The organism is Nocardioides sp. (genome assembly GCF_030655615.1).
Classification (GTDB): domain Bacteria; phylum Actinomycetota; class Actinomycetes; order Propionibacteriales; family Nocardioidaceae; genus Nocardioides.
The window spans coordinates 1-10,129 of sequence record NZ_JAURVJ010000192.1 but is presented as its reverse complement, the minus strand read 5'-3'; the positions used below and the strand labels follow the sequence as shown (position 1 = coordinate 10,129).

The 10,129-nt window shown below is 73.3% G+C and carries 12 protein-coding genes and 1 pseudogene; 8 read left to right on the top strand and 5 right to left on the bottom strand.

Features of this window, described 5'->3' with window-relative positions; genetic code table 11:
• A pseudogene (locus tag Q7T52_RS16280) lies at positions 1-707 on the top strand (hypothetical protein); the annotation flags it as partial.
• Between the two features lie 35 nt (positions 708-742).
• Here Q7T52_RS16280 and Q7T52_RS16275 read toward each other — a convergent pair.
• On the bottom strand, positions 743-1,111 hold the full coding sequence (locus Q7T52_RS16275) for a hypothetical protein (protein ID WP_304804325.1): 369 nt from the start codon (positions 1,109-1,111) through the stop codon (positions 743-745).
• A 190-nt stretch (positions 1,112-1,301) separates the two neighbouring features.
• Here Q7T52_RS16275 and rplU point away from each other — a divergent pair, with 190 nt between their 5' ends.
• The 6 genes from rplU (at position 1,302) to Q7T52_RS16245 (ending at position 6,230) form a co-directional block, all read left to right on the top strand.
• Positions 1,302-1,604, top strand: a complete 303-nt coding sequence (gene rplU / locus Q7T52_RS16270) for a 50S ribosomal protein L21 (protein WP_304804323.1) — start codon at positions 1,302-1,304, stop codon at positions 1,602-1,604.
• 39 nt (positions 1,605-1,643) lie between these two features.
• The gene (rpmA, locus tag Q7T52_RS16265; protein ID WP_304804321.1) at positions 1,644-1,898 is read left to right on the top strand and encodes a 50S ribosomal protein L27; all 255 of its coding nucleotides are present in this window, start codon (positions 1,644-1,646) and stop codon (positions 1,896-1,898) included.
• Between the two features lie 103 nt (positions 1,899-2,001).
• On the top strand, positions 2,002-3,543 hold the full coding sequence (gene obgE, locus Q7T52_RS16260; protein ID WP_304804318.1) for a GTPase ObgE: 1,542 nt from the start codon (positions 2,002-2,004) through the stop codon (positions 3,541-3,543).
• Entirely contained in the window at positions 3,530-4,642 is a 1,113-nt protein-coding gene (gene proB, locus Q7T52_RS16255; RefSeq protein WP_304804316.1) for a glutamate 5-kinase, read from the top strand. Before obgE ends, proB begins: the two co-directional genes overlap by 14 nt.
• A gap of 7 nt (positions 4,643-4,649) precedes the next feature.
• On the top strand, positions 4,650-5,606 hold the full coding sequence (locus Q7T52_RS16250) for an endonuclease/exonuclease/phosphatase family protein (protein WP_304804314.1): 957 nt from the start codon (positions 4,650-4,652) through the stop codon (positions 5,604-5,606).
• 36 nt (positions 5,607-5,642) lie between these two features.
• Positions 5,643-6,230, top strand: a complete 588-nt coding sequence (locus Q7T52_RS16245; RefSeq protein ID WP_304804312.1) for a GNAT family N-acetyltransferase — start codon at positions 5,643-5,645, stop codon at positions 6,228-6,230.
• A 23-nt stretch (positions 6,231-6,253) separates the two neighbouring features.
• On the opposite strand, the gene Q7T52_RS16240 is transcribed toward Q7T52_RS16245, so the two are convergent.
• The 3 genes from Q7T52_RS16240 to Q7T52_RS16230 are packed head-to-tail and all read right to left on the bottom strand — an operon-like array spanning position 6,254 to position 8,345.
• Complete coding sequence (locus tag Q7T52_RS16240) at positions 6,254-6,943, bottom strand: anti-sigma factor (RefSeq protein WP_304804310.1); 690 nt, start codon at positions 6,941-6,943, stop codon at positions 6,254-6,256.
• The gene (locus tag Q7T52_RS16235) at positions 6,940-7,503 is read right to left on the bottom strand and encodes a sigma-70 family RNA polymerase sigma factor (protein ID WP_304804308.1); all 564 of its coding nucleotides are present in this window, start codon (positions 7,501-7,503) and stop codon (positions 6,940-6,942) included. The genes Q7T52_RS16240 and Q7T52_RS16235 overlap by 4 nt, the downstream gene beginning before the upstream one ends.
• 8 nt (positions 7,504-7,511) lie before the next feature.
• Positions 7,512-8,345 (bottom strand): DUF4394 domain-containing protein, encoded by an 834-nt coding sequence (locus Q7T52_RS16230; RefSeq protein WP_304804306.1) that lies wholly within the window; start codon positions 8,343-8,345, stop codon positions 7,512-7,514.
• A 107-nt stretch (positions 8,346-8,452) separates the two neighbouring features.
• On the opposite strand from Q7T52_RS16230, the gene Q7T52_RS16225 reads away from it, so the two are divergent.
• The gene (locus tag Q7T52_RS16225) at positions 8,453-9,106 is read left to right on the top strand and encodes a hypothetical protein (RefSeq protein ID WP_304804305.1); all 654 of its coding nucleotides are present in this window, start codon (positions 8,453-8,455) and stop codon (positions 9,104-9,106) included.
• A gap of 69 nt (positions 9,107-9,175) precedes the next feature.
• Here the strand turns inward: Q7T52_RS16225 and Q7T52_RS16220 are convergent.
• Positions 9,176-10,129 (bottom strand): HNH endonuclease signature motif containing protein (locus Q7T52_RS16220; RefSeq protein ID WP_304804303.1); only part of this gene is annotated, 954 nt, incomplete at its 5' end.

Below are 10,129 nucleotides of genomic sequence, written 5' to 3'. Positions count from 1 at the left end.
GCAGCAACGGGGGCGGCGCCTCCGGTGGCGACGCCGGTGACGGCGAGCGCCGCAGCGGACGCCGTCGCGGTGGCCGCGGACGCGGTGACGACGCCCCGGCGACGCCGACCACGGTCCCGGCCCACAAGCCGACCCCGGCCGAGTTCGCCGCCATGGCCAAGGCCGAGATCCACAAGGAGGAGGCCGACGCCGCAGCGGCGCTGGCCAGCCAGGCCGGGCAGGCGCCGGTCGACGCCCCGGAGCCCGCCGAGGCGGTCGCGGCCGTCGAGCCGTCCATCGAGACCGCCGAGCCCGAGGTCGAGATCCTCGCAACCCCGGACCGCACCCCGGAGCCCGAGCCCACGCCCGAGCCCACGCCCGAGCCCGAGGCGGCAGCGCCCACCCCGCCCGCCCCGCCGGCCGAGCCCAAGGTGATCACCCGGACCCGCCGCGGCGTCAGCCGCACCGTCACCACCCCGACCGCGGCCGCGGTCGAGGTCGTCGTCCCCACGCCAGCGCCGGTCGTGGCCCCCGAGTCGGCTCCCGAGCCCCCCAAGGTCGTCACCCGCACCCGCGGTGGCGCCCGCCGTACGCCGGTCACCCCGGCTCCCGAAGCCAGCGACGCCGGCGACGCCGGCGCGGAGGCGCCGGGCGGGCCGACCGAGGACGGCGACGACACGGGTCTGCACGTGCCGGTCAAGCGCAAGGGCGGCACCCGCAAGCGCTGAGCCGGGCGACCGCGGACGCGACGGCAGCGGCGGGCCTACCCGCCGTTGCTGAACACGAGCGCGAAGAACCCCAGCCAGAGAGCCAGGGCGACCAGGGGCACCCAGAACGCCAGCTTGCCCCGCACCATCAGCACGATGGACACGCCCAGGGCGACCAGCCAGAGCGTCCAGGTCGGGACCAGCACCCGGGCGATGAAGGGTGCGACGTCGTCCTCCGGGGCGACGCCCTCCGACCAGGCGCCGAGGAACAGGGCCAGTCCCGTGACGCACAGGGCCGCGAGGGCCAGCAGCACCAGCTCGAGGATCGTCACCGTCATGTCGACCGGCCGGCCCCGCCGCGGCGGGGCCGAGACCGGGCCGCCGGCCGGGTAGACGGGGTAGGAGGCGGCATAGGGGTCCGTCACCCGCCGCAGACTACGGTCCGGACGACGTTTTGCCCCGGGTCCACCAGATCCGTACGATGGTCCCTTGTGCGTCGGCAACGGCGCTTCTCTCCTGCCCGGCACCCACCCTCGGTCCTCATCGAGACGGGGGAGGAGGCCGTGCCGCAGGGCCATGACTCACCAGTGACAGTGACAGACGAAGGAGACCGCGGTGTACGCGATCGTGCGCGCAGGCGCGAAGCAGCAGAAGGTCGCTGTCGGCGACGTCATCGAGATCGACCTGGTCACGACCCCCGTCGGTGACACGTTCACCCTCCCGGTCGTCATGACCGTCGACGGCGAGACCGTCAAGGCGACCGACCTGGCCGACGCGTCGGTCACCGTCGAGGTCCTCGGCGGCACCAAGGGTCCCAAGATCGTGATCCAGAAGTACAAGAACAAGACCGGCTACAAGAAGCGCCAGGGTCACCGCCAGAAGTACACCCAGGTCCGCGTGACCGACATCTCCGCCTGACCCAGCCTGACAACCTGAGACCACTGAAGGACTACTGACATGGCACACAAGAAGGGCGCGGCGTCCACCAAGAACGGCCGCGACTCAAACAGCCAGCGCCTCGGCGTCAAGCGCTTCGGTGGCCAGCTGGTCAACGCGGGCGAGATCATCGTGCGCCAGCGCGGCACCCACTTCCACCCCGGCAGCGGCGTCGGCCGCGGCGGTGACGACACCCTCTTCGCGCTGCAGCCCGGCGCCGTCGAGTTCGGTGTCAAGCGCGGTCGCCGCGTGATCAACATCCTGCCGCAGGACTGAGCCCCGCTCACCCAGCAGCGAATGCACCACCACGACAGGGCGTCCCGAGCCGGGGCGCCCTTCGTACTTTTCTAGAACTCGAGATTGCAGGAGCACCACCACCATGGCCGTCCCCACCTTCGTCGACCGCGTGACACTGCACGTCAGCGCGGGTCGCGGCGGGCACGGCGTGGCGTCGGTGCACCGCGAGAAGTTCAAGCCGCTCGGCGGCCCCGACGGCGGCAACGGCGGCCCCGGCGGCTCGGTGATCCTGCGGGTCGAGCCCGACGTCACCACGCTCGTCGACTACCACCACAGCCCGCACCGCAAGGCCGAGCACGGCGGCCACGGCGCCGGCGCCCACAAGAACGGCGGCCACGGAGCCGACCTCGTGCTCGCCGTACCCAGCGGCACGGTCGTCAGCCTCAAGGGCGGTGAGCCGGTTGCCGACCTCGTCGGTCCCGGCACCGAGCTCGTCATCGCCGAGGGCGGTCGCGGCGGGCTCGGCAACGCGGCCCTGGCCAGCTCCAAGCGCAAGGCCCCCGGGTTCGCGCTGCTCGGCGAGCCCGGCGACGAGGTCGAGGTCGTCCTCGAGCTCAAGGTCGTGGCCGACATCGGCCTGGTGGGCTTCCCCAGCGCCGGCAAGTCGAGCCTCATCGCGTCGATCTCGCGGGCCCGTCCCAAGATCGCCGACTACCCGTTCACCACCCTCGTCCCCAACCTGGGCGTCGTCACGGCCGGCGAGACGACGTTCACCGTCGCCGACGTGCCCGGCCTCATCGAGGGAGCCAGCGACGGACGCGGCCTCGGTCACGACTTCCTGCGCCACGTCGAGCGGTGCGCCGCCCTGGTGCACGTGCTCGACACCGCGACCATGGAGCCCGGCCGCAACCCGCTCGACGACCTCGACATCATCGAGCGCGAGCTGAGCAGGTACGGCGGCCTCGACGACCGGCCGCGCCTGGTCGCGCTCAACAAGGTCGACGTGCCCGACGGCCGCGACATCTCCGACATGGTCGTCGACGACCTGCGCGCCCGCGGGCTGCGCGTCTTCCCGATCTCGGCCGCCTCGGGCGAGGGCACCCGCGCGCTCACCTTCGCCATGGCCGAGATCGTGCTGGCCGCCCGCGAGGAGAAGGCCGAGGAGGTCGCCACCCGGATCGTGCTGCGGCCGCCGAGCGCCGACGGCACCGGCGACTTCACCGTCACCGAGACCCCCGAGGGCTGGCGGGTCCGCGGCACCAAGCCCGAGCGCTGGGTGCGGCAGACCGACTTCAGCAACGACGAGGCCGTCGGCTTCCTCGCCGACCGGCTCGACCGGCTCGGGATCGAGAAGAAGCTGGCCGGCCTGGGTGCCGTCGAGGGCGACACCGTGCTCATCGGCCACCCCGACAACGCGGTCGTGTTCGACTTCAAGCCCGGCCTCGACGCCGGCGCCGAGAACCTCGCCCGCCGCGGCGAGGACACCCGGATGCGCGAGGAGCGCGCGGCCGTCGGCCGACGCCGCGCGATCCAGGAGAACATGCCCGACCGCTCTGAGACCGAGACCCGCGCCGACGTCGCGCGCCGCCTCGACAAGCCCGAGGTCTATGGGCCCGTGTCCTACGAGATCGGGTCCGACGAGGACCCCGACTGGGCCCAGGACGACCCCGGTGCCGAGGACTGAGGTCACCGAGGCCCGCCGGGTCGTCGTCAAGGTCGGCTCCTCGTCGCTCACGACCGCGGCGGGTGGGCTCGACCCGGCGCGCCTGAGCGCGCTGGTCGACGTCCTGGCCGGGCTGCGGCAGCGCGGCGCCGAGGTCGTGCTCGTCTCGTCGGGCGCCATCGCCGCCGGCCTCGCCCCGTTGGGGCTCAAGCGCCGCCCGTCGGGGCTGGCCGCCCAGCAGGCCGCGGCCGCCGTCGGCCAGGGGCTGCTGATCCACCGCTACACCGCCGAGCTGGCGCGCCACGACATCGTCGCCGGCCAGGTCCTGCTCACCATCGACGACGTCACCCGCCGCGCCCACCACCGCAACGCCCACCAGACCTTCGTCAAGCTGCTCGAGCTCGGCGTGCTGCCGATCGTCAACGAGAACGACACCGTCGCCACCACCGAGATCCGGTTCGGCGACAACGACCGGCTCGCCGCGCTCGTGGCCCACCTCGTGCACGCCGACCTGCTGATGCTGCTCTCCGACGTCGACGGCCTCTACGACGGCCACCCCGACGACCCCGGCAGCACCCTCGTCAGCGAGGTCGCGGTCGACGCCGACCTCGACGGCATCCGTATCGGCGGCTCGGGCGCCGCCGGCGTCGGCACGGGCGGCATGCAGACCAAGGTCGAGGCCGCGCGGATCGCCACCGGCGCCGGCATCCCGGTCGTGCTGACCTCTGCGGCGCGTGCGGGCCAGGCGCTGACCGGCGAGGCGGTGGGCACGCTCTTCCGCCCGACCGGTCGCAAGCGTCCGATCCGGCTGCTCTGGCTGGCCCACGTCACCGAGGCCCACGGGGTGCTCACGCTCGACCCGGGCGCCGTCCGGGCCGTCGTCGAGCGACGTGCCTCGCTGCTCGCCGCCGGCGTCACCGGGGTCTCCGGCCGCTTCGTCGCCGGCGAGCCGGTCGACCTCGCCGACGCCGACGGCCGCGTCGTCGCCCGTGGCCTCGTAAACTTCGACGCCGCCGAGCTCCCCGCCCTGCTCGGACGCTCGAGCCACGACCTCGGCCGCGACCTCGGCGCGGGCTACGGCCGCGAGGTCGTCCACCGCGACGACCTCGTCCTGCTGTGACGCGTCCGTGAAGGCAAGACGGGCGGTCCTCGCGATCGTTCCCGCGCTCCTGGTCGTGGCCGCGCTGCCGGTCACGCTCAGCCGCCTGACCGGCTGGACCGGCGACCTCGGGATCGTCCTCACCGCGTTCGCACCCCTCGCCCTGCTGCCGTACGCCGTCGCGCTGGTCCTCCTCGTCGCGGCGGTCGTGCGTGGTCGGCGCCGGTGGCCCTGGCTGGGCGCGACCGGCCTGGTCGTGGCGCTGCTCGCGCTGCACGTCGCGTGGTTCGCGCCGCTCGTGGTGGGCGGGGCGCCGGAGCCCGCTGCCGGCGCGGAGCGGGTGACCGTGCTCAGCGCCAACGTCGAGTACGGCCGCGGCGACGCCGCCGTGGTCGTCGATGCGGTCCGCGACCGCGGGGTCGACGTGCTGGTGGTCAGCGAGGTGACCCCGCGCTTCGTCGCGGCCGCCGACGCGGCCGGGTTGGCCGACGTACTGCCTCATCGGGCGGGGGAGGCCGGTGACACCACCAGCGGGACGATGGTCTTCTCGAGCGAGCCGATCGAGGAGGTCGCGCGCGTCGACACCATCTTCGACTCGCTCGTCGTGCGCACCCACGACCTGACCCTGCTCGCCACCCACCCCGCGCCGCCGCAGCTGCCCGCCGACTGGCGCCACGACCAGCCGCTGCTGCTCCGGGCCGCTCGCGAGCACGCCGTCGACCTCGTGGTGGGCGACCTCAACGCCACGCTCGACCACCCGACGATCCGCGACCTCGTCGACGCCGGCTGGCGTGACGCCGTCGAGCTCACCAACGGTGGCTGGGCGCCCACCTGGCCGGCCCACGGCGAGCTGGGACTCCCGCTGGCCGTCGTGCAGATCGACCACGTGCTGGCCCGCGACACGGTGGCGGTGACCGAGGTCGACCGGCTCGAGGTGCCCGACGCCGACCACCTCGCGGTCGTCGTGACGCTCGCCGGTACCTGACCCGATCTCGTCCGGGTTGCGGCTTACGGTGTCGGCGTGAGCGACTACTCGATCGTGGCCCTCGAGCCCGGGACCTGGGACCTCTTCGCCGACCTGGTCGAGCGCCAGGGCGGCCTCTTCGGCGGCTGCTGGTGCCGCTGGTTCCACGACGGCGGCAGCAGCGTCCAGGGCATCGAGGACTCCCGGGCCTTCAAGCGCCGGATGGTCGACGAGGGCATCGCCCACGCGGCCCTCGTCGTGATCGACGGGCGGGCGGTCGCCTGGGCGGAGTACGGCACGCCCGAGGAGCTGCCCGCCATCCACCACCGCAAGGAGTACGACGCCACCCAGGTCGAGCCGGTCGACTACCGCGTCACCTGCATCCAGGTCGACAAGACGCTGCGCCGGCAGGGACTCGCGGCCGTCGCGCTGCAGGGCGCCGTCGACCTGGTTGCCGCCGCCGGGGGCGGGGTCGTCGAGGGCTACCCGCACGACCTCGCGGAGAAGAAGGCGCAGGGCAAGAAGGTCTCGTCGTCGTTCCTCTACAACGGCACCCGCACGATGTACGAGCGGCTCGGGTTCACCTACGACCGGCCCAAGGGACAGGGCAACTGCGTGATGCGGAAGGTGGTCGAGCCGGCCTAGCGTGGGGCGGCGGAGGTCGAAACTCAGGCGAAGGTCGAGCTCACGACCACGTCACCGCGGCCGTCACGCACCTCGAACCCGGTGGCGTCGGGTCGCAGCACCGCGGAGTTGAGGTTGCAGTGCATCTCGCGCGACCCCGTGCCGACGAAGGCGCCGGCGGGGTAGCGCCGGCCGTCGGTGCCGACGACCAGCACGCGGTAGCGGCCGCCGTCGGCGAAGCCGGTCGCGGTGAGCTTCACCTCGACGCCCCAGGTGTGGTTGACCAGGGCGGCGTCGGCGATCACGCCGTCGTCGTAGGCCGCCACGTCGACCAGCTCCATCGGCGGCACCGGGGCGGCCTCCTCGGTCGGCGGGTCGTCGCGGGTGATCGCGAGGCCGACGACGAGCACGACCGCCGCGGCGGCCCCGGCGACGGCGGCGAGCCCGGCCCTCCGGGCCCAGGCGGTACGACGCTCGCTCGCCGCCTCGCGGTCGAGGCGGCCGAGCACCAGCGCGTCGAGCCCCGGCGGGGCCGACTCGACGGGGAGCGGGGGAGCGGCCTCGCTGCGCTTGAGCTCGCCGAGCACCGTGGCCGCGGGCAGCAGGTCGTCGCGCTCGGCGCGGCAGCCCGCGCAGGTCGCGAGGTGGGCCTCCAGCACGGCGACCTCGTCGGGCGGCAGCGCCCCGAGCACGTAGGCACCCAGGTCGGTCCGCAGCTTCTCGTGCTCCGTCATGGCGTCACCTCCATCTCTTCCATCACGACGCGGAGGGCCTTGAGCCCGTAGAACACCCGGCTGCGCAGCGTCGACTCGGGAATGCCGAGCTCGGCGGCGACCTCGGGGTAGGGCCGGTCGGCCAGGTAGGTCTCCTCGATCGCGCGTCGGTGGTCCTCGCCCAGGCGTCGTAGCGCCTCCTCCACCAGGACCCTCCTCATCAACGCGTCCCAGCCGTCCCCGACCCCCGGGGCTGCCTGCTCCAGGGTCTCGTGGTCGGCCAAGCCGCGCAGCCAGGGGCGCGCCGTGCGCGCCCGTTGGGCGTCGATCACGACGTTGCGCGCGATCTCGAAGAGCCAGGTCCGCAGGCTCGCCCGCGTGGCGTCGTACCGCTCCCGCGCGCGCCACGCCCGCAGGAAGGTCTCCTGCACCACGTCCTGCGCCGCGCCCGCGTCACCGAGCCCGCGCATCGCCAGGCGGTAGAGCTCGTCGCCGTGGGCGGCGTAGGCGGCCCGGACCCCCTCCTCCCGGGAGAGGAGCGGGTCCGACGCGGGAGTGCGCCGCGACGCGAGGAAGGCCATGTCGCGGTCTAGTGGACCACGGCGAGGTCGACCACGAGCTGGTCGAACTCGCCGACCTGGGACGCCCGGCCCGACAACAGGTCGACCGTGTAGAGCGCATAGCCGCGGTTGCCGCCGAGGGTGGCGTAGCCGGTGTTGCGAACGGCCTTGCCCCCGCTCCTGGCCGAGTGGATGTCGAAGCCGGCGCGGGCCGACGTCTTGCGACCGAGCGGTCCCTGGCTGGTGATGGTCCCGGCGTTGGCCGGCACCTGGAGGGCGACCGAGTCGGCCGCCGCGTCGAGGTCGAACAGCGCGGTGCCGGTCGTGTCGTCCTTGTCGTTGTTGGTGTAGGCCGCACCGACGATCCCGCGGACCCGCGGCGTCGTGTCCGGGACGTTGAGGGTCGCGTCGGCGGTCGTGACGTGACCGGCGAAGGCGTGGCGCAGGTTCTGGCCGGTGTTGCTGACGATCCGCAGCGCGTCGGCGGCGGGGTTGACGTCGACGCCGAACGACTGGCCGCTCAGGCCGACGTCGAGGGTGCTGACCCGCCGGGCCTGCGCGTTCTTGGGGTTGATCGTGAACAGCCCGCCGCCGCGCCCGACGCCGTAGAGCTTGCCGTTGGCGGGGCGGACGTCGATGCCGACGAGCGCCTGCACGCCCAGGCCGTTGATCTTGCCGACAGTCACGGCGCGGCCGGGGCGGTCGACGGCGAAGGACACGAGCGTGCCGTTCGCGGTCAGGCCGTAGGCGCGGGGACTCCCACCGGTGGCGTCGGCGCCGGGGACGAACGCGACGGCGGCGCCGGTGGCGAGGACGCCGGTCAGCACGGCGGCGAGGCTGCGGCGGGCACGGGACTGCTTCATCTGGTCACTCCTGGGTCTCGGGGATCGGGGGTGATCGGTGTCGCAGTGACCTACGGGAACCGGCGTGCGGCTGTTGAAGTCGGCGCCGGCTTTCTAGGGTGAGGCGGGTGACGTCGCCCACGCCCCAGCACGAGCAACCCGATCAGCTCGACGACGAGGACTTCTTCCGCTGGTATGGCGACTGGGAACCCCTGACGCCCTCGACGATCGGCGCCTTCATGGCGGGCTTCGACCGGCCGTGGTGGGTGATCGGCGGCTGGGCGGTCGAGGTGTTCACCGGGGTGGCGCGCGAGCACGACGACCTCGACGTCTCGATCTTCGCCCACGACGCCGAGGCGTTCCGGCTGTTCCTCGGCGACCGGTGGACGCCGTGGAACGCCGACTCGTCGTGGCTGCGCCCCTTCGACGCCCGGTTCCCCGACATCGACCCGGAGAGCCAGCTGTGGGTGCGCGAGCACTCCGGGGCGCCGTGGGTGCTCGACATGCCGCTCACGTTGGCGACCGACGGGCTCTGGACCAACAAGCGCTTCCACGACCACGTCGCGCCGCTGGACGAGGTGACGTGGGTGGCCGACGACGGCCTGCGCTACCTGCGGCCGGAGGTCTCGCTGATGATGAAGGCCCGCCTCGACCGGCCCAAGGACCGTGCCGACCTGGCCGTCGCGCTCCCGCTCCTCGACGACGCCGCGCGCTCGTGGCTGTGGGCGATGGTGGAGCGCGCGCATCCTGGGCACCCGTGGCTGGCGGCGTACGCCGGTTGACCGGGGCGTCGGCGGATCCGGGCATGCCTGTAGCCCGCCCGGTGTGGGCGGGGTGTCGGGGCGGGGTGGTCAGGGTTCTCGGGTGCGGTCGACGAGGAGGGTGTTGCCGGCGGGTGAGTGCCAGAGGTAGATCCCGGGGGCGGGTATGTCGTAGGTCCAGGTGCTGAAGGTCTTGGCGCGGTGGTGGCCTCGGCACAGCCGGGCGACGTTGTGGGACTCGGTCTGTCCGCCGGAGTCGTAGGGGACCCGGTGGTCCTTGTCGGTGCGCAGCCGGGTGCAGAACGGGAAGACGCATCGCCTGTCGCGTAGATCGACCTGTTCGGCGACCGCGGTGCTGGGCACGTAGCCGTCTGATGACAGGTTCGCGTTGAGGTCGATGACGGGCTTGATCGTCACCTTGGTCCCCATCGCCTGGCACCAGGTGAGGAGCTGCTCGACCAGGACCGGGGAGCGGGTGTTGTCGAGGAACGCGACGTCGGTGGCGTTGAGGTGGGCGTAGAGGGTGACCCCACGACCGCCTCTCGTCGGGGCAACAGGCTCGGTGGGACCGGCCGGCTCCGTGGGAGCGGTGGGGTCTGGTTCGGTGTGGGTGAGGTCGAGGGCTGCTTGGGCGCGGGCGATCTCGCCGGCGGCTCTGGCGCGGCGCACGTCGAGCGACTCGGTGGAGCCGAGGTCGGCGAGCTGTCGGGCGGTGGCGCCGATGGCGGCGTCGAGGTCGAGGGCATCGGCGAGGTCGAGGTGGCCGTGGATCTCGGCGACACCGTCGAGGAGGTGGGGTCCGGTGAGGTCGATGTCGAGGTGCTGGTGCTCTTCGGCCTTCTTCCGGCGGTGTTCGGCCTCCAGAGGTGCGTGCTCGGCCAACGCCGAAGCCACGGCGCGCTCGATCTGGGCCTCGACCACGGTGTGGGCGCTGGGGGCGAGGGCTTGGTCGACCTGGGCGGCGCCTTCGAGGGGTAGGTACTGGGTGCGTTCGGCGATCCGGACCGCGCGCCACAGGGGGATGTCGAGGTCGAGGACGCGTTG